19 protein-coding genes are annotated in these 19,356 nt (G+C 56.6%); 6 read left to right on the plus strand and 13 right to left on the minus strand.

Features of this window, described 5'->3' with window-relative positions; all coding sequences use genetic code 11:
- The first annotated feature begins 73 nt into the window (after positions 1–73).
- Both alaXM and N675_RS05980 read left to right on the plus strand, forming a co-directional pair.
- Positions 74–808, plus strand: a complete 735-nt coding sequence (gene alaXM, locus N675_RS05975) for an alanyl-tRNA editing protein AlaXM (protein ID WP_038038531.1) — start codon at positions 74–76, stop codon at positions 806–808.
- Complete coding sequence (locus N675_RS05980; protein WP_038038533.1) at positions 805–2,007, plus strand: aminotransferase-like domain-containing protein; 1,203 nt, start codon at positions 805–807, stop codon at positions 2,005–2,007. The genes alaXM and N675_RS05980 overlap by 4 nt, the downstream gene beginning before the upstream one ends.
- Here N675_RS05980 and N675_RS05985 read toward each other — a convergent pair.
- A complete protein-coding gene (locus N675_RS05985; protein ID WP_038038534.1) occupies positions 1,993–2,946 on the minus strand; it encodes a GNAT family N-acetyltransferase in 954 nt (317 codons plus the stop codon). The two genes, N675_RS05980 and N675_RS05985, sit on opposite strands and share 15 nt — an antisense overlap.
- A 154-nt stretch (positions 2,947–3,100) precedes the next feature.
- On the opposite strand from N675_RS05985, the gene ligD reads away from it, so the two are divergent.
- Positions 3,101–4,063, plus strand: a complete 963-nt coding sequence (gene ligD, locus N675_RS05990) for a non-homologous end-joining DNA ligase (RefSeq protein ID WP_051914285.1) — start codon at positions 3,101–3,103, stop codon at positions 4,061–4,063.
- Positions 4,064–4,070: 7 nt separating this feature from the next.
- On the opposite strand, the gene N675_RS05995 is transcribed toward ligD, so the two are convergent.
- From N675_RS05995 to N675_RS14725, 11 genes are all read right to left on the minus strand, one after another.
- Complete coding sequence (locus N675_RS05995; protein ID WP_051914286.1) at positions 4,071–5,558, minus strand: NADH-quinone oxidoreductase subunit N; 1,488 nt, start codon at positions 5,556–5,558, stop codon at positions 4,071–4,073.
- Positions 5,559–5,569: 11 nt separating this feature from the next.
- Positions 5,570–7,156: a complex I subunit 4 family protein gene (locus N675_RS06000; RefSeq protein ID WP_038038535.1), complete on the minus strand. Its 1,587-nt coding sequence runs from the start codon at positions 7,154–7,156 to the stop codon at positions 5,570–5,572.
- A 33-nt stretch (positions 7,157–7,189) separates the two neighbouring features.
- The gene (gene nuoL, locus N675_RS06005; RefSeq protein WP_038038536.1) at positions 7,190–9,088 is read right to left on the minus strand and encodes an NADH-quinone oxidoreductase subunit L; all 1,899 of its coding nucleotides are present in this window, start codon (positions 9,086–9,088) and stop codon (positions 7,190–7,192) included.
- Positions 9,089–9,105: 17 nt separating this feature from the next.
- Positions 9,106–9,414: an NADH-quinone oxidoreductase subunit NuoK gene (nuoK, locus tag N675_RS06010; protein ID WP_038038538.1), complete on the minus strand. Its 309-nt coding sequence runs from the start codon at positions 9,412–9,414 to the stop codon at positions 9,106–9,108.
- Entirely contained in the window at positions 9,411–10,133 is a 723-nt protein-coding gene (locus tag N675_RS06015) for an NADH-quinone oxidoreductase subunit J family protein (protein ID WP_038038539.1), read from the minus strand. The genes nuoK and N675_RS06015 overlap by 4 nt, the downstream gene beginning before the upstream one ends.
- A 43-nt stretch (positions 10,134–10,176) precedes the next feature.
- Positions 10,177–11,202, minus strand: coding sequence for an NADH-quinone oxidoreductase subunit NuoH (gene nuoH, locus N675_RS06020; RefSeq protein WP_038038541.1), 1,026 nt, complete (start codon positions 11,200–11,202; stop codon positions 10,177–10,179).
- Between the two features lie 81 nt (positions 11,203–11,283).
- On the minus strand, positions 11,284–12,513 hold the full coding sequence (gene nuoD, locus N675_RS06025) for an NADH dehydrogenase (quinone) subunit D (RefSeq protein WP_156100828.1): 1,230 nt from the start codon (positions 12,511–12,513) through the stop codon (positions 11,284–11,286).
- 3 nt (positions 12,514–12,516) lie between these two features.
- Complete coding sequence (locus N675_RS14300; protein ID WP_051914288.1) at positions 12,517–13,131, minus strand: NADH-quinone oxidoreductase subunit C; 615 nt, start codon at positions 13,129–13,131, stop codon at positions 12,517–12,519.
- Positions 13,132–13,146: 15 nt separating this feature from the next.
- Positions 13,147–13,707 carry a NuoB/complex I 20 kDa subunit family protein gene (locus N675_RS06035; RefSeq protein WP_038038542.1) on the minus strand — a complete coding sequence of 187 codons (561 nt, stop codon included), beginning with the start codon at positions 13,705–13,707 and terminating at the stop codon, positions 13,147–13,149.
- The gene (locus tag N675_RS06040) at positions 13,698–14,048 is read right to left on the minus strand and encodes an NADH-quinone oxidoreductase subunit A (protein ID WP_038038544.1); all 351 of its coding nucleotides are present in this window, start codon (positions 14,046–14,048) and stop codon (positions 13,698–13,700) included. Before N675_RS06040 ends, N675_RS06035 begins: the two co-directional genes overlap by 10 nt.
- Before the next feature lie 83 nt (positions 14,049–14,131).
- A complete protein-coding gene (locus N675_RS14725; RefSeq protein ID WP_277870632.1) occupies positions 14,132–16,633 on the minus strand; it encodes a transglycosylase domain-containing protein in 2,502 nt (833 codons plus the stop codon).
- A 135-nt stretch (positions 16,634–16,768) separates the two neighbouring features.
- On the opposite strand from N675_RS14725, the gene N675_RS06050 reads away from it, so the two are divergent.
- On the plus strand, positions 16,769–17,302 hold the full coding sequence (locus tag N675_RS06050) for a PRC-barrel domain-containing protein (protein WP_038038545.1): 534 nt from the start codon (positions 16,769–16,771) through the stop codon (positions 17,300–17,302).
- Between the two features lie 10 nt (positions 17,303–17,312).
- Here the strand turns inward: N675_RS06050 and N675_RS14305 are convergent, their stop codons facing one another.
- Positions 17,313–17,489 (minus strand): hypothetical protein, encoded by a 177-nt coding sequence (locus N675_RS14305; RefSeq protein WP_156100829.1) that lies wholly within the window; start codon positions 17,487–17,489, stop codon positions 17,313–17,315.
- 60 nt (positions 17,490–17,549) lie between these two features.
- Between N675_RS14305 and N675_RS06055 the strand changes: the two genes are divergently transcribed.
- Both N675_RS06055 and N675_RS06060 read left to right on the plus strand, forming a co-directional pair.
- Positions 17,550–18,746 carry a glycosyltransferase family 4 protein gene (locus N675_RS06055; protein WP_081886899.1) on the plus strand — a complete coding sequence of 399 codons (1,197 nt, stop codon included), beginning with the start codon at positions 17,550–17,552 and terminating at the stop codon, positions 18,744–18,746.
- The gene (locus N675_RS06060) at positions 18,743–19,345 is read left to right on the plus strand and encodes a CDP-alcohol phosphatidyltransferase family protein (RefSeq protein WP_038038547.1); all 603 of its coding nucleotides are present in this window, start codon (positions 18,743–18,745) and stop codon (positions 19,343–19,345) included. Before N675_RS06055 ends, N675_RS06060 begins: the two co-directional genes overlap by 4 nt.
- The last annotated feature ends 11 nt before the right edge of the window (positions 19,346–19,356 follow it).

A 19,356-nucleotide genomic window follows, 5' to 3' on the forward strand; every position in this document is an offset into this window, starting at 1 on the left:
ACAATGAGGTTGCAGAGGCACCGTTGTGCTCGCTAAGATCAGCGGGAGTGTACGAGATGCAGGAGAACCGGGTATGACTACGTTACTGTATCTCGATGACAGCTATCTCCGTGTGTTCGACGCGACAGTGGTCGCGGTTACACCCGACCAAGGCGTCGTGTTAGATCGGACGGCCTTCTACCCCGGTGGTGGTGGTCAACCGCACGATGTTGGTTGGCTGCGGGCTGGTGACGCTGTTTGGCGTGTCATATCACTGCGCCGTGGTCTCACTCCTGGTGAAGTTGTTCATCTCCTTGATCATGCACCGGTGCCACCTGTCGGCACGAAGGTTCAGGGTGAAATCGACTGGGATCGCCGCTATCGGCTCATGCGTACCCACACTGCGCTCCATGTCCTCTGTGGTGTCGTCTTCCGCGAGTATGGCGCGCTGGTCACGGGCGGCAACATGGATGTTGATAAAGCGCGCATGGACTTTGAACTCGAAGATCTTAATCCCGAGCGCGTAACTCGGATCGAGCGGTTGGCAAACGACGCCATTGCTCGAGGCTTGCCTGTGCAATGGTGGACGGTGTCACGCGAAGAGGCAGAGCGTATTCCGGACTTGATTCGTACAAAGGTCAATCTCCTTCCTCCTGATCTTCGCGAAATTCGGATTGTTGAGATCGTTGGACTGGATCTGCAAGCGGATGGTGGCACCCATGTCCATAACACCCGTGAAATTGGGGGCATCCGGGTGATTGGCACGCGTTCGAAGGGACGTGCCAACAAGCGGCTTGAGATCGTAGTAGTTGATCCGGAGGAGCAATGAACCGCTGGGCTGATCGCGTCGCTGCTCGGGCCAAGCGTTTTCACCCGTCCGTCTGTATTGACTACGACGCTCTACCCGGTGACGCTGCACAGTGGATTGCGTTTACCGGTGGCACACCACCGCGTGAGTGTTTGCCAACGACTGCACTCCTTACTGCCTTGAACGCCGCTTGGGATGCCGAGCCAGAAGCCCTTTGGTATGGCGATCCGCAAGGATATGAACCACTGCGTGAGCAGATTGCAAGGCTCCTCGCTGAACGCGGCGTCTGCCTCTCGGCTGAAGAAGTGCTGATCACAAATGGCGCCCAGCAAGCAATTGATGTCTTGGCGCGGCTGTTGCTTGAGCCGGGCGACCGTGTGCTCGTCGAAGGTCCGACCTATTTCGGTGCGCTTCAGGTCTTCGAGCCATATGACGTACAGATCGAAGCTATTCCACTCGATGAATACGGTATTCGCCTTGATATGCTGGAAGATGCACTTGCGCGTCAGCCACGTCCGAAGCTGCTCTACCTTGTCCCGACGTTTCAGAATCCTACCGGTGTGACCTTGACCGCTGAACGACGGGCTGAACTTGTCGCGTTAGCTGACCACTATGGTGTCGCGGTCATCGAGGATGATCCCTATGGGGAACTATGGTTTGATGCTCCACCGCCACCACCGCTGCGAGCATATCATCCTGACGTCTTTTTCGTCGGAACCTTCTCGAAGTCCATTGCGCCGGGGCTCCGCATCGGCTGGCTCGTTGCCCCACGTGAATTGATTGGCACGTTGACCGATATTAAGGAGAGTATTGACTGTCAAGCCGATCGTTTGCATCAGCGCTCCATAGCCCGGCTGCTTGCTGTGGGCTGGTACACTGAGCATGTCGCGAGTGTTCGTCCAGTCTATCGCCGCCGCTGCCAGATGCTTGAACGTGCCTTGGCTGAGCAGCTCACCGGTTGGGCGCGTTGGACGATACCCGGCGGTGGGTTTTTCCTCTGGTTGGAGTTGCCGCAAAATACAGACACTGATGCGCTCTTGCCCAAGTGCGCTGAGGCTGGCGTTGTCTACGTGCCAGGCTCTGCATTCTTTACGGAGCGTACCCCCCAACCAAGCATGCGACTTGGCTTCTCAACCTTGCCAGAGGAACAGATTGTCCCAGGCGTTGAGCGCCTCGCGAGTGTCGTTCGTGCCCACGTTCGCCCTTCACTTGTGTCCTAGTGTGTCAGGCAAGGGGAGGACGACTGATTGATACGCTCGCCAGAGGTGTGCGCCGAGTCGACCATAGAATGAAGCAAGTTTGGTCCAATCGATCACGGCGAACGTGCAGCCATGCTCTCGCAGCCATTGCGCTGCTCCGCGAACGAGCGCGATGCCGAGTCCTTTGCCGCGTGCTTCGGGAGCAAGACCAAGCGGCCCCATGCCGCCAGCCGGTCCTGGCAAGGCCTGGGCCCAATATTGACTCGGGCCACGATACGATTGCCCTGAAACATAGACGGCGACAAAACCAATGAGCTTGCGCTTTGTCCAGAGGCCAAGCACTGTTCCCCCAACTTGCAGGTACTGTTCCATATCCGCTTCCCAGCGTCCGGGGAAGACACGAGCTAAGAATGGCAGCAGATGCGCTGCGTCTACTGGCTCAAGCGTTGTTGTTTCTGGTAGTGTGCCAGGAAGCGGTAGGCGCAAGTCGAGGAGCAGGTCAAAGAAGACCTCGCGGAGTGTCGCACCGCGGCTGCAGAAGAAGCGCCAGGTCGCGAGAGACGCTTCAAGCGGGATCCCTGGAACGAGATGGCCAGGATCACCCCCAACCAGGAGCCAGCGGCGACCGCGTGCTCGGATTGCCTCAACGAGCGTGGTATAGAGCGCCGAGCCGATACCACGGCGCTGCACTGCGGGATCGACAATGATGTAGCTGAGAAACCCAAGATCCGGTGGAAGCCAGGGGACGGTTGGCGCTTTGCCTGCAATGGCTCCCACAACATCGTCGTTATACTCGGCGATCCACGCAAGCGCTGGGTCATACCATGGCGTGCGGGCTAATTGTGCGAGCACTGATGGCTCAAGAGGATATCGCTCGCCGTAGTGTGCATTCCACATACGGGCAATAATAGGGAAATCAGCTGCGGTCGTCTGCCTCAGGCGAAAGTGTTCTGCATGCATTCCCAATACCCTTTCAGGATACCTTCCTGAAATGCTACTGTAGTGTTATTGATCATTCCCTGTGGGGACAGCATAGGCGTTGCTGTTGATTGTGCGCAAGGGTGGCACATCTGTTACGCTCGAAGATGACGCTGGATAGAGCAGAGGGGATAAGATGCCGAGAGAGCAGGAGCGGCAAGAGACCTGGCACGTTGACGGCCATGAATTAACGGTGACGCATCTTGATAAGGTGCTTTGGCCGGATGATGGTATGACCAAGCGCGATGTGCTTGCGTACTACCGTACTATAGCCCCTGTTTTGCTCCCTTACCTGCGCAATCATCCCGTTGTCTTGCGCCTTTTCCCTGACGGCATTACCGGTCAGGGCTTTTACCTGCGAAATGCTCCCGAGTCAATGCCAGCCTGGATTCGGACTGCTCACTATCATCCTGTGACTGAGGAAGCGGAACGGGTCGTGCCGCTTATCGATGATGCAGCTGGTCTGCTCTGGTTCGTCAATCGTGGTGCGCTTGAAGTGCATGTCTGGGCAGCGCCAGCTGATCGTCCTGAATTCCCTGATTGGGTCGTCTTTGATCTTGATCCCGGTCCGCGTGCAGGCTTTGATCGGGTTATTGAGGCTGCACTTGTCCTACGTCAACGGCTTGCTTCGCTTGGAGTGCCGGCATTGCCGAAGACGAGTGGCGGCTCTGGTCTGCACCTGTGGGCACCGATCGAGCCGCGATATCACGTTGATATGCTTCGCACGTGGGTAGCATATCTCGCTGAGGAACTGAGCCGAGAATATGCAACGCTCTTTGCGCCGCCCGATGGCGCGACGCACGACGAGGACGAACGGATCACGCTCGATGCTGCGCAAAATAGTGTTGCTCGGAATACTGCTGCCCCCTATACCTTGCGTGCGCGTCCCGGGGCGCCGGTTTCAACGCCCTTGACGTGGGAAGAGGTTGAAGGCGGACAGATCCGCCCCGAGCAGTTTACGTGGCAGGCTGTCCTGCAACGGGTGCATGATCGTGGCGATGTCTGGCAAAAGGACTGGAAGCCTGGCAAGCTGCCGATTGACGGAACGATACAGTCAGCACGACGGCGCACGCGCCGTGGTGAACATCGTCAGGCATGATACCTGGCTAGGCAAATGCTTGCACCCAGCGCTGTGCAAGATCCAGTACCGGGCCTGAGAAAATCCCCAGTGCAATGTTGCCGAGCACCATGAGGGCAAGACCTAAGCCAAGCAGCGGTGTGCGCACGGCCTGCCAGGTCTGACTCGGCTCGCTAAACCACATCACGGCGACAACGCGCAGGTAGAAGAATGCTGATACTGCGCTCATGATGACAATGGCGACAGCCAGCCAGAGGAGATTTGCTTCAATCAGCGCTACAATCACGTAGTACTTGGCATAGAAGCCAACCAGCGGTGGCAGACCCATCAAGGAGAGCATGAACACGCTCATGGCAATGGCAGCGAGCGGGCTGCGCCCGGCAAGTCCCGCAAAGTCATCGAGTGTCGTGCCATATCCGCGCTCCTGGAGCCACGCCACTGCGCCGAATGCACCAATGTTCATGAAGGCATACGCAAGCAGATAGAAGAGCAGACTTCCGACACTATGGTCTCCCGGCTGAACGCGCGTAAAGGCTGCTAGGCCAGCGAGCATGTACCCCGTATGCCCGATTGAAGAGTATCCGAGCATACGCTTGATATCGCGCTGCGCGATGGCGACGACATTGCCATAGACCATCGTGATCAAGGCCAGGATCGCAATAAGGGTGAGCCATTCCTGGCGGAGTGGCGCAAGCCCTTCGACAAAGATGCGTGCCATGGCCGCAAAACCTGCCAGCTTTGGTACCGAGGACATGTAACCGGATATTGGCGTTGGTGCTCCTTGGTAGGCATCTGGAGTCCACATGTGAAATGGCACTGCAGCGACTTTGAATCCTAGCCCGACGGCAAGCAACAGGAGGGCAAGTAGGACCGAGGCTTCGACACGCCCTCCGTTGCCCACCGCACGTTGTAACGCTGCCGCGATGTCGTCCAGCATGATGCTGCCGGTGAGGCCATATGTCCAAGCCATGCCATAGACCAGCAGCGCTGTGGCAAACGCACCGAGCAGGAAGTACTTCAGCGCTGCCTCCAGCGAAGTTGATCGCCGCCGTGCAAAGGCCGTTAGCGTATAGACGGCCAGAGAGCTCATCTCTAAGCCAAGCAACACCATCAGGAGATCACCGGCTGTACCCAGAATCATCGTGCCGAGAATTGAGAAGAGAAGGAGCGAGAGGTATTCCGCAAGAGCCATGCCACCTGGTTCAAATCCCGACTCAACGTAGCCTGCTGAGATGAGCACGGCTAAGATTCCCGCCGCCAAGGCAATAAGCATCACAAAGAAGGCGAAGGGATCGGCGCGATACATCCCGCCGAAGGTCCGCTGGCCAGCGGTCCAGTCAATTGTTGCCAGCGAGAGCAATGCCAGTGTCAGGCCAACAATCGCAACACCGGTCAATATGGACTGACGTGTCCGCGGCAGGAACAGATCAGCCGCGAGCAAGACGATGATCGTGGCAAGCACAACGAGTGGTGGAACAAGCAAACCCCATTGTGGTGTCGTCAACTGCAGTGGCACAGTTCCGCTCCTTACACCCCAATGTTGCCGAACAATGCTGCCAGCTGCGTGATCGCTTGCTGCATCCAATGCAGGAAGTAGCCGGGATAGATGCCGATCCATATTGTCGCGAGAGCTAGTGGTATGAGCGTCAGCGCCTCTTTCCAGGTTACATCAGGGAATGTGCGTGGGTCGGGCGCATCATGGTGCTGCGTGTCAGCTCCACCAGCGATCGGCTGTGTCGCAAGTTCGGCTGTACGGCGCTCGGGATCATCCGGATCCGGCGGCTCGCCCGGTGCCCGAATTAAGGCCACGCGCTGGTAGACACGCAGCATGTACCACGCTGAGAGAATAACAACCAGCAACGCGATGGCTCCAAACCAGCGATTATAGCGGAAGCCGCCAAGAATCGCGAGGAACTCACCGACGAAGCCGCTGAGCCCCGGTAATCCCAGGGAAGCGAACGTGAACAGTCCGAAGAAGCTGGCGTAGATCGGCATGTTCCGCGCAAGACCACCAAAAACCCGTAACTCACGAGTATGGGCTCGCTCGTAGACGATGCCGACAATCAAGAACAGGGCACCTGTGACAACACCATGGCTGAGCATCACGATCATGCTGCCATAGAGCCCTTGTGCATTGAGGGCAAAGATGCCCAGGGTAGCAAACCCCATGTGGCTTACTGATGAATACGCAATGAGGCGCTTGAAGTCTTCCTGAACGAGTGCCATGAGTGCGCCGTAGAGAATCGCAATAACTGACAGGACAAGCAAGACGGGGGCAAGTCGCTTCGTGGCATCTGGAAAGAGCGGCAAGTTGAAGCGTAAGAAGCCGTATCCCCCCATTTTCAGCAACACGCCGGCGAGCAAGAGTGAGCCAGCGGTTGGGGCTTCGGTGTGGGCATCGGGCAGCCAGGTATGGAATGGCCACATCGGCACCTTGATAGCGAAGGCGAAAAAGAACGCGAGGAATGCCCAGAACTGAAAACTCGAGTCGTAATGGGCATGGGTCAGCGTCAAAATGTCGAGCGTTCGTATGCCGGTCTGCTGGTAGTAGGCTTGGTAGAGCGAGACGATCCCGACAAGCATCAACAAGCTACCGGCTAGGGTGTAGAGGAAGAACTTCACTGCGGCATAAACGCGGTTTCCGCTGCCCCAGATGCCAATCAACAATGCCATCGGAATGAGCATAACTTCCCAGAAGATGTAGAACAGGAAAAGGTCCAAGCTCACGAAGACCCCGAGCATACCAGTAGCGAGCAGTAAGTAGGCGATGTAATAGGCACGCACGCGCCGTTGGATAGGGTCCCATGAGGCGATGACGCCAATGAGGCTGAGCACTGTCGTGAGCAGCACGAGCGGTGCGCTAATACCGTCGACGCCAAGACGATAGGCAATGCCAAGCGCTGGCAACCAGTTGACCTCTTCAACAAACTGCATGCCGCTTGCCGTGCGGTTGAAACCGAATACCATGACCAGTGAGAAGAGGAGGGAAAGCGCGGTCGCAATGAGCGCGATCCACCGCGTGATGCGCGGGCTCGCGTTTGGCCAGAAGAAGAGGATCAGTGCGCCAATGAGTGGCGTGAAAACTGTGAGTGTCAGCACCGGCAGTTGTGTCATGGTTTGCCCCTCTGCTGCCCTGCTCGTGCTCGCCTACCGGAACAATGTGCTTCCCATCACCAGGTAGACGCCGACGATAATAACCGTCCCCAATGCGATGATGAGGGCGTAGTTTGCAACCAGCCCCGTTTGGAGTCGTCGCCAGGCTTGAGCCGTAGCCGCTACCACTCGAGCCATTCCGTTGACCGCGCCATCGATAATCGCCACATCAACGCCGCGCCAGAGACCTCGCGCCAGTGCATAACCAGGCTGCACAATGAACCGATCATAAATTTCATCGAAGTACCATTTGTGCGCAGCGAGCTGATAGAGCGGTCCAAGTCGTTGGGCAAGTGCTTCTGGAGATAAGCTGCGCTGAAGGTAGAGTGCCGCGGCGAGCCAAATTCCGCCGAGCACGACGAGTGTTGAGATGACTGCAAAACCGATCGTTAAGCTTAAGCTCGCCTCATGCGGTGTCGCGTCGGTGAAGACTGGTTCAAGGAAATGATGAATCCATCCCTGTTCCGGCGGCACGCCAACGAATCCAGCAATGAGTGAGCCTATGGCCAGGATCAGAAGCGGAAGTGACATAGAGAGCGAAGGATCGTGCGGGTGCAAGTGGCGGTCATAGCGTGGCACGCCATGGAAGGCTAGGAAGACAGCGCGGAACATGTAGAGTGCGGTAAAGAACGCAGTGACAAGGCCAACAATTGCGACGAAGGGATGGCCACCGACCCACGATCCTACGATGATCTCGTCTTTGCTCCAGAATCCGGCGAACGGCACAAGCCCAGCGTTGGCGAACGCGCCGATCACGAACGTCCAGTATGTCAGCGGCATCACAGCCTTGAGTCCGCCCATACGTCGCATGTCAAGTTCGTCCTCAAGGGCGTGCATGATGCTGCCTGATCCGAGGAAGAGCAGTGCCTTAAAGAAGGCGTGGGTAAAGAGATGGAAGATCGCTGCGCTCCAGGCTCCAACGCCCAGCCCCATCGCCATGTAACCAAGCTGGCTCACAGTCGAGTAGGCGATGACTCGTTTAATGTCAAACTGTGTCACCGCGATAGTAGCAGCGATGAAGGCGGTTAACGCGCCGATGATGCTGACAACTTCCATCGCTGTGGGGGCAGCCAGGAAGATCGGGTGCGCCCGTGCTACCATGAAGATGCCGGCGGTCACCATTGTCGCTGCGTGGATCAGTGCGGAGACCGGCGTCGGCCCTTCCATGGCATCTGGCAACCAGACAAAGAGCGGCACCTGAGCTGACTTACCAATTGCCCCCATAAAGAGCAAGAGTGCAATCAGCGTCACTGTGCCTTGACTAAGCGATGACAACTTGGCGAAGACATCGTGGTAGACCAAGGAACCAGTCTTAAGGAACAGCAGCATAATACCCAGCTCGAAGCCAAAGTCGCCAACGCGGTTGACGATGAAGGCTTTCTTGGCAGCGAGTGCGGCTGAACGCCGTCGGAACCAGAAACCGATCAACAAATAAGAACACAGACCAACCCCTTCCCACCCGAAGAAGAGTAGGAGGAAGTTGTTGGACATGACGAGGATGAGCATGGCGAAAACGAATAAGGGAAGCCAGGCAAAGAACCGTGGATAACCAGGATCATGGTGCATATAGCCAATGGAATAGATATGAACGAGTAGGCTGACTCCAGTAACGACGACAAGCATGATGGCCGCGAGATGGTCGACGGAGAAAGCAACCGGGATCTGGAAATCACCTGCGGGGATCCAGGTATAGAGTGTCTGTTGCAGTGGTTCCTCACTGCCCGAGACGGCAGCAAGGACAAAGAGGCTGAGGACAAAACTTATTGCAACAGCTGGGATCGCCAGCCAATGAGCACGCTTGCGAATCCACCAGCGCCCGAGGAGAGCATTGAGCACCGCGGCAATGAGTGGTGCAAGCGGGATAACAAAGAGCCAATGGGCAATCCCGGCCATTGCGTTACTCCCCTGCCTTACTCACGCAGTTGCCGAACCTCGTCGATGTCCACGGTATCGAGGCGTCGGCTCAGTGCCACAATAATGCCAAGTCCGATGACCGCTTCCGCAGCTGCTAAGGCGATGATGAAGAGTGCAAAGACTTGGCCAGTTAACGCTTGCTGTTCCCAGGCAAAGCCAATGAAACTCACGTTGACAGCGTTGAGCATAAGCTCGATCGACATAAAGATGACCAGCACGTTACGGCGTGTGAGGACGCCAACCATACCGATAATGAAGAGGGCAGCGCTGAGGAAGAGAAAATGAGCCGTCGTGAGGTGCGTCATCGCCGAACGACCTCCCCCCATGCCGGCTGCTCGGTGAACTCGTCAGCCGACTTCGCGAGAATAAGGGGCCGCGTAAAGCTCGCTGGTTTAAGCTCGGCCTGACTTGGCGCAGGTAGCTCGCCAATCGGCCCGAGATCCGTTCCTTTGGGGTGGCCCAAGGAGATGGTGAAAATACGTCGTGCTGCGGCTATTCGCTCGGCAAGTGTCTCTGGACGTGCGAGGAAGATAGCGCCAATCGTGGCCATGAGCAAAACAATTGCTGTCACCTGGATTGGTAACGTGTATGCCGAGTACAGCTCGCGCCCGATCGCTTGAATGTTGCCTCCGACAGCTGCAACTGCATCCGGTGTCCAAGGCCCCGGTTGCCCGCGGAGCGAACGTGTCAAAATGGCGGCCAACACCTCAGCGAGTAGCAGGATGCCAAGCACAAAGCCAGTTGCGATGCGCAGTGGTCGCCCACCATGAAACTCCGGCAAATCCTGCTGTTGGACAAGCATAAGCACGAAAACCACAAGGACGAGGATTGCGCCAGTATAGACAATAACTTGTGCCACAGCCAGGAACTCCGCACGGAGCATCACATAAATCGCCGCCACGTTAATGAACGTGACCATTAGCGCGATAGCGCTGTGCACAGGGTTTCGGGCAAGTACTACACCGGCTGCTGCACCGATGGAGACAATTGCAAGCAAATAGAACACCAGCACTTGAATGCTCATTGCTGCCGTGCCTCCTTTTTCCCGGCTCGTGTCCACTGCAGCATTAGAGCAATCCTAATCCCCAGAGCCGGACCAAGCCGGTAAGCGCGATGTTCAGCAGGGCTAAGGGCAGCAGCACTTTCCAGGCCAGCCCCATCAGCTGGTCATAGCGAAAGCGCGGAAGTGTTGCCCGCAGCCAGACGTAGAAGAACAGGAAGATGAGCGCTTTGAGGATGAGCCACCACACTCCTCGGGCAAAGGGGCCGTCAATACCTCCAAGGAAGAGTGTTGAGGCCATGAGGGAAACCACGATCATGTTAATGTACTCAGCTAAGAAGTAGAACGAGAAACGGAATCCGGAATATTCAGTGATATAGCCGGCGATCAACTCAGTTTCAGCCTCTGGCAGGTCAAAAGGCGCACGATTGGTCTCGGCAACGGCCGCGATGAGAAAAAGCACAAACGCCAAAGGCTGGCTCAGGATAAACCAGTTCGGCAGTTGCAACGGCCCAAGTGTCAACGTCTGTTCCTGCTCCCGCAGGATATCAACCAGGCTCAGTGAGCCGGTCAGGATGAAAATTCCGACGAGTGACAGCCCAAGCACGAGCTCATAGCTAATAACCTGGGCCGTGGAGCGTAAGGCGCCGAGGATCGAGTAACGATTCCCTGATGCATAGCCGCCAAGAATAATGCCGTAGACGCCGACCGACCCAAGCGCAAGGAAGTAGAGCACCGCGATGTTGATGTCAGTGACGTAGAGATGGACTGTCCGACCAAAGAGGGTAAGAGAGTCCCCAAACGGGATGACAAGCGCACCGAGCGGCGCAAGCATGAACGAGAGCAGTGGAGCAACAAGGAAAACCAATCGGTCAGCATTGGCCGGCACGATATCTTCTTTGGCCAGCAGCTTGACTGCGTCAGCAATTGGCTGGAGCAGGCCGAAAGGGCCGGTGCGGTTTGGCCCGACACGGTGCTGCATGAGAGCCAGCACACGCCGCTCAAACCACGTCATGTAGGCCATGCAGAGCAACAACACGTTGAGCACGATGAATCCGAAGATGTAGCTGATGAGCAGCCCGATCCAGTCCATGTGCTCCTCACTGTCTACTTGCCTCAGCGCCAAGCTACTGGTGCTTTGCGGTACGACGCGGCGCCGTAGCCTTGCCTGGCATTATCGATCGACCGAGCCGAGCACGATATCGATCGTTCCAATCAGAGCAACCACGTCAGCGAGCATCGCTCCCTGGGCCATGTATGGGAGCGACTGTAGGTTGACAAAGTCTGGCGAGCGAATGCGCATACGATAGGGAATCGGCGATCCGTCGCTCACTAAGTAGTATCCCTGTTCACCCTTTGAATGCTCAATCGCGTGATAGACCTCGCCCTTTGGCGGCGAGAACCCTTTGATGACCCAAATGAAGTGCCGCTGCATATCTTCCGCCGTGCGCATGACGTTCTTATGTGGCGGAATGACATAGGGTGAGTCATGTGCCATGAGCGGCCCATCAGTCGGCACTTGCTCGAGGCATTGCTCAATGATGCGGATGGCTTGCCGCATCTCTTCGACACGCACAAGGTAGCGATCATAGACGTCGCCGTGCGTGCCAAGAGGAACGTCGAACTCGACGCGGTCATAGAGCAAGTACGGGTTGGCCTTGCGCACATCATAGTTCACACCTGATCCTCGCAGGCAGGCTCCCGTCAGCCCATAATTGATGGCAACCTCTGGCTCGATGACCCCGATCCCTTTCGTGCGCGCGAGCCAAATTGGATTTTCGGTTAGTAAATCTTCGTATTGCCGGATGGCTGAGGGGAAGTAGCGAATAAAGTCTCGTACCATATCCGGCAAGTCAGGCGGGATTTCGCGCGAGAATCCGCCAATTTCCATCATGTTTGTCGTGAGCCGCGCCCCGCAGAACTTCTCAAAAATGTCCAGGATGAGCTCGCGGTCACGGAAGGTGTAGAGCGAAACCGAGAGCGCCCCAATGTCGAGTGCGTGAGTGCCGAGCCAGACAAGGTGCGAGGCAATGCGCGACAATTCGGCCATGATCATGCGCCAGTATTGGGCGCGTTCAGGAACCTCAAGTCCGCAAAGTTTCTCGACAGCCAGAACATACCCCAAGTTATTGAGTGGGGCAGCAACGTAGTCGGTTCGATCAGTCCACGGCACCACTTGGGCGTAGCGATGTGTTTCTCCGAGCTTCTCGACGCCGCGGTGCAGGTAGCCGATGACTGGATCACAGGCGATTACGACTTCGCCCTCGAGTGTCAGGCGAACGCGCAGCACGCCGTGCGTACTCGGGTGCTGTGGCCCCATATTGAGCACAAGTTCGCGCCGTGTCTCGCTAAGCTGCCGCTCCTCGCTAATGACAACTGGAGTCGGCTGAGAAAAGTCCAGCATCGTTCACAGCCTCCGCAATGGCCCGTGTATCCGCGGCACAGGAGACTCATAGCCCGGCTGCACGTAGTCACGATACCCGCGTAGTGGATAGTCTTTTCGTAGCGGGTGTCCCTCGTCCCAGTCTTCGGGTAAGAGGATACGGCGGAGGTCAGGGTGTCCCTCAAAAACGATCCCGAACATGTCAAACACTTCGCGCTCAAACCAGTTTGCGCCGGCGAAGATCGGGACGAGTGACGGCACCGTCTCGCCGTCCTCCACGCCGCACTTAATGCGCAGACGTTGACGCCGCGGGATTGAGTAGAGCTGAACAACCACGTCAAACCGCGGGGCTTCGCGCAGATACAGCATGTCAACGGCGGTAATATCGGTCAGATGGTTATAGCGTAATGCGGGGTTCTCACGAAGAAACGCGACGACATTACGCAAGGCTTCTCGCTGAATACGAATGGTCATCTCGTCGCGGAACGTCGTTGCTTCAACGAATGCTTCGGGGAAATGTTCACGAATGGCTTGGACAGCTGGGTGTTGATCGGGATCAGTCGGCCCCCACCAGCCACATTGCCAGGGAACCCGTGAGGCCGACGCTGGAGCTGGCACGGGGTGCTCCTGCTGCTCCATCAGCCTCTATCCCTCCTAGCGTCGCGGCCCGAGCGCGGCCTTGGCCGCCTCGCGCTGCTCTTGTCGATACGCCTCAGCGGCCTCAAGCCCGTGCTTTTTCTTGAGCGTATCGTAGCGGATAATGCGGTTCTGGAGTTCAAGGACCCCATAGTAGAGTGATTCTGGCAAGGGCGGGCATCCTGGTACGTAGATGTCGACGGGAATCACCTGATCGACGCCCTGGACGACAGCGTACGTGTCAAACGGGCCGCCAACGTTTGCGCAGCTGCCCATGCTAATGACCCACTTGGGATCAGCCATTTGGTCATAGAGCTGGCGGACGATCGGCGCCATCTTCTTGGTGACCGTGCCAGCGACAAACATGAGATCGGCCTGGCGTGGTGAAGCGCGATAGAGCATGCCAAAGCGCTCGGCCATATCGAAGCGCGGCATAGCCGAGCTGATCATCTCAATTGCACAACAGGCTAGGCCGAATTGCAGCCACCAGAGACTTGAGCGTCGTCCCCAGTTGAAGAGCCAATCAACAGTCGTGAGGAAGACGTTTCGTTCTGCTTGCGGCTCGGCGGTTACACCCATTCGAGGGCTCCTTTCCGCCATTCATAGAGCAGACCGAGCAGAAGGATAAGGACGAAGAGGCCTGCTTCAACGTAACCATAGAGGCGAAGCGCATCAAATGCTGCTGCCCAGGGATAGAGAAAGAGCGCTTCAACATCAAAGACGACGAATAGCAAGGCAACCAGGTAAAAGCGTGGTGAGTAGCGTGATCGGGGCGGCTTCACATCTGGGACGCCACTTTCAAATGGCTGCAACTTTGCCGGAATCGGCCGTGATGGACGGACAAAATGCCCGACAACTAACAGCACTGAGCCCATGATTGCCGCTGTGATCAACAGCAGGCCGATAACCGCGTAGTGCATGGGCAACACTCCTCACTCTCTACCCCATTTGTGCAGTATAGCACAAGTGCTTGGGCGGCTCTCCTCTCACGTGAGTAAAGCAGCTATGGCGTTGGTGTTGGTGAGCCCGGGGGCGCCGTTGGAGTTGGCGATCGTGGTGGACTGGGCGTTGGCATTGCCGGCAACGGTGTTGGTGTCACGCCTGGTGATGGAGTTACGGCAGGCGGTAGCGGTAGGCTCACCTGTGGCGTCGCTGTCGGTTGTCGCTCTGTATCAATGACCGGTCCGCCACGTCCCACCATCGCTGCATAGGCGAGCACGCGGGAACGTCCTTGCGCTGTCATCCCCTTTGGTGTTGCAAGAGCTGCGCGCAATTCCTGCGCTTCCCAGGCATTGACTTGGTCGCAGCGCAATCGTGGCCCACCATCTTTGGGCATGACTTCCATAACCGTGCGTACTCCAGGTATTGGTCGCTTGCCTGTTGCAGCACAGACTGGGGCTTCAATAATGCCTGAGGGGCGGACAAAGTCTGGTGCAATTGGTTTGCCATCAGGAGCAGCCAGCGCCTTGGCAAGCTGCGGATCTTGATGGACTTTAACCATGAAGTCGTGCCAGATGAGGGCGGCGCTGCTTACGCCATCAAGCCCGCGCGTTGGACTGTTGTCAGTATTGCCCACCCACACACCCACCACGACATCAGTGGTATACCCAACGGTCCAGAGGTCGCGTGCGTCCTCACTTGTACCAGTCTTGGCGGCAACCGGTCGATTGCCGAGTTCTGGAAGGATAAGCGGGTTGCGCAAGCCAAAGACGAGGGCCCGTGCGTTATTGTCACTCAAGATACTCGTGATCATGTAGGCGCTTTCAGGCCGAACGACTTGTTCGCCATGGGCGAGCGCATGGGCACGGTCAAGTTCGTACACCTTTTGATTGCCTGGCGCGATGATCTCAAGGAAAGGCGTGTATGGCACGTAACGACCATTATTCGCAATCGTTGCGAAGGCATTGGTGAGCTCGATCGGCTTGACTTCTCCTCCACCAAGGGTGATCGCTAGACCGTAGAAGCTAGGATCGCGCCAAAAGCCGGTGCGAATGCCAACCTTGTGTGCCATCTCAATCATCGTCGGTACACCGACTTGATCGATTGCTTGAACAGCAGGCACGTTCAAAGAATTTGCGAGTGCTTCTCGAACCGTCACAGCGCCGTAGTGAAGATTTGTGTAGTTATGTGGTGTATATGGCCCGCTCGGAAGCTTCCAGGTCTTCTCGTAATCAAAGAGAATCGTTCCTGGATACCAGCCAAGCTTTTCAAAGGCCGTGAGGTACGTAATCGGTTTGATGGCGCTGCCCGGCTGGCGCTCCTGCGTCGTGACGTTGACCTGGCCGTCAATTGCCGTATTGTAGAAGTCGGCACTGCCGACCATCGCAATAATTTCGCCGCTCCATGGCAGCATGGCGACGAGGGCACCATTGTTGACATGATACGGCGCGAGCTGCTTGATGCGCTGGGCTACGACTTGCTCTGCCATGTGCTGAATATCAAGGTCGAGCGTTGTGCGCACCATTAAACCGCCGCGGTAAGCAGCATCACGCCCGTACTTCTCGGAGAGTTGCTCGAGCACAAAGTTCACGAAGTGCGGCGCTTCAATAGACTGCCCTTTGGCGCGCTGAGGAAAGAGTGGTTCGGCATAGGCTGCGTCGGCTTCAGCTCGAGTGATCATGCCGAGTTGTACCATACGATTCAGCACGTAGCGTTGCCGCGCTTTCGCAAGGTCATAGTTTTGCGTTGGGTCGTAGAGGCTTGGTGCTTGAGGCAGCCCAGCAAGCATGGAAGCTTCGGCTAAGTCCAGCTCCCAGGCAAATTTGTTGAAGTAGGTCTGTGATGCTGCATCAATGCCGTACGACAGGTTTCCGTAATACACGTTGTTGAGATACATTTCCAGAATCTGCTGCTTGGTGTAATGCTGCGTGAAGCGAACTGCCATAATCGCTTCACGCAACTTTCGGGTATACGTCCGCTCGTTGCCAATTCGCTCAGGATAGAGCAGTCGCACTAATTGCTGGGTGATTGTTGAGGCGCCAGATGTCGCATCGCCGGAAATGTTGGTGAAGAAGCTTCGAAGAATGGCCCGTGGATCGACGCCGGGATTCGTCCAAAACGTGGCATCTTCTGCAGCAATTGTCGCATCAATAATCCAGGCACGGTGCGGCTTGGTTGGATCGTTTTGTTGCTGAGCGATGTGATCCATCAACTCTTGATACGTAATAACGGTGCGTCGGCCGAGATTCGGGTCAGAAATCTCAGCAAGGAGACGCCAGTTACGGTCATAAATTTTGGTGGTTTGGAACTGCAATGCTTCAAACTGCTCAGGCGAGGGAAGATCATCGGTGAGGTAGTGCCATCCGGCGAAGGCGGCTCCAGCTGCAACGCCCGTCGTGACGAGGGTTCCCAGTAGCAGCGCAAGCAGAAGGCCAAGGGCAAGGCGCAGGAACGGTACGCCGTGTTTCGTGCGGCGGCGGTGCATTGCGGCGAAGACTGCTGCCCGCGTGACTGGATGACTTGTGTAAGGAGTTCGTCGCTGGATTTGCCGCTTATCCCGTCCCATGCTCATCCTTACATTCTTTACATTCTTTTGTCTCGCGGCCACGTGCTGCTAGTATGAACAGCGGGTAGCCAGTGTCTCTTTCGCTCATTATGATAGTGCCCAGAGGCAAGTGCAGTAGGGAGAGGGGCATCTCCTGTGGAACTCAAAGCCCTTCGTGGCCTTGCAGTGATTACCGTTGGAGACGGGCAAAAGATCGGCGAAGTGGCCGAACTCTACATTGACCCCGGGGAGCGTCGCATTGTCCGCCTGCGGATTGCAAGTGGTGGGCTCTTCGGCGGGCGTAAGATGCAGGTACCACTCAGTGCGGTACAGCAGATTGGTCAAGACGCGGTCTTACTGCCGAATGCTGATGTGCTTGAGGCAGAACCGAATGAGCAGGCGATTCGTGATCTGCTCGACTTTGACGCATTTACCCGGCTGCGTGTTGTGAGCGATCATGGACGGCTCCTTGGCACAGTGAGCGGTGGCGAGTTTGATCCGGCAGATGGTCGGTTAACCGTCATTGCCTATCTCCCGACGGGACTTCGCAGCCTCTTCGGTCGACAGATACTTGTTGCCATAAGCGATGTCATTACCCTTGGTAAAGATGTTGTCGTTGTGCCTGAGGCAGTCGTGCATCCGGAATCAGCACAGGCTGAGGACGAGCAATCGGCAGAGCATACTGGATAACTGACGAGTGCTAACGCACGATGTGGCCCAGTACAATGCCAAGCAGCGCTCCGGCGAAAACGTCTTGCAAGAGGGGTTGCCAGAGTGGAAGATGCTGACCGCGTATAGTTGGAGGGGCAAGGAGGATCCAGACTGTTGCAGCACTCCACCAAAGGCCTGTTGAAAGGAAGACAATGGGCCAGTTCATCCTCCAGCTCCTGTCCTGGCATTGCCGCTGTGCGTGGCGACGAAGTCGAAGGACGGTAGCGTGAAGATCTTGTTTGTTTCTCCCTTCGACTTCACCAATCCTGGTGGTGTCAACGAGCATATTTTGCACCTTGATGCGCAATTTCGTCGTCTTGGTCATGAAACACGTATCCTGACACCGCGCGCGTTGGGGGAAGATGAATCTGACGACGGGCATTTCATTAAACTTGGTACGGCCGTGCCAATTCCCGCGAATGGTTCAACCGCGCGAATCACACTCTCCCCCTTCGTCTCTGGCAAGGTGAAGGAATTGCTGCAGCGCGAGCAGTTCGACATCATTCATCTGCATGAGCCCCTTGCCCCAGCCTTGCCGTTGCTCGTCCTGCTCCATTCCCAGACGGTCAATGTTGGCACGTTCCACGCGGCCCGTTCGTATCACCTCGCCTATCTCTATGCCAAACCATTCCTTGGCTACTTCTTTAACAAGTTGCACGGTCGTATTGCTGTATCCCCCGCTGCGCTCGATTTCGTCAGTCGTTATTTCCCCGCTCACTATGAGCTCATTCCAAATGGTATTGATGTCACGCGTTTTCATCCCAATGTCCCACCGATTGCGACGTACGATCGCCCCACGATTTTGTTTGTCGGGCGGTACAACGAGTCCCGAAAAGGACTGAAATACTTGATTGAGGCGATGGCGCTGGTGCGTCGTGAATTCCCGACATGCCAGCTCGTTGTCGTTGGCCCTGGAGATCCGGAACGCTATCGGCGGCTTATTGAACGGGTTAATGTTGCTGAGCACGTGCATTTTGTTGGGCCGGTCTCGGCTGATGAACGACCGCGATATTACACTGCATGCGACGTCTTCTGCGCGCCAGCGACCGGCCGGGAGAGTTTTGGCATCGTCTTGCTTGAGGCCATGGCGTGCGGGCGGCCTGTCGTCGCAAGCGACATTCGTGGGTATCGCTTTGTCGTGCGCCATGGCGTTGAGGGCTTGTTGGTTGAGCGGAAGAATCCGGAAGCCCTTGCTCTCGCGCTTGTGCATCTCTTGGCTGATCCGGCACTGCGGCAACGGCTTGGGCAAGCTGGTCGAGCGCGTGCTGAACAGTTTGCTTGGCCAGTCATTGCCCAGCAAACACTTGAATACTATGAGCGGGTGCGGGCACGCGTTGCTCCGCGTCTTGTTCGGGCTGCCCAACGCTGGACAGCTGGACTACCGGCCTTTTTGCGTGGCCCATTTGATGGTGAGCAGTCATGATTAGTGATCTTCTCGCAGACCGCGTTCGTGCCCACTTGCAACATGTCGGCGCTGTGCTGGCACGAGGGCGCTTGACCCCCAATATGCTAACGGTGCTTGGCTTCCTTCTTAACCTTGCTGTTGCGGTAGTCCTTGCTCTCGGTCATCTCCAAGCAGCAGGATTGCTGGCGCTGTTCGCTGGAGCCTTCGATATGCTTGATGGGGCAGTCGCGCGCGCAACCGGCAAAATAACGCTATTTGGTGGTTTTCTTGATTCGTTTATTGATCGCTATTCTGAAGCTGTCGTGTTTGGCGGCATCCTGATCTATTTCTTGCGCGTTCCTCATGGCGATCTTCCGATCGTGCTCTGTTATGCGGCTATTGTCGGCTCGTTGATGGTCAGCTATGCTCGCGCACGAGCAGAAGCTGCTGGTATTGCGCTGACTGCCGGCATTTTTGCCCGCCCAGAGCGCATCGTCACGCTCGCGCTCTTTTTGCTGCTCAATCGTCCAATCTGGGCTCTCTGGCTCTTGGCCATTGTTGCCAATATCACTGCGCTGCAGCGAGCCTATCTTGTTTGGCGAGAAGCACATCGCGCTGGCCCACGTCAGCTTTCGTAACGGGCCTAGCA

It is taken from the genome of Thermorudis peleae (assembly GCF_000744775.1).
Taxonomy (GTDB): domain Bacteria; phylum Chloroflexota; class Chloroflexia; order Thermomicrobiales; family Thermomicrobiaceae; genus Thermorudis; species Thermorudis peleae.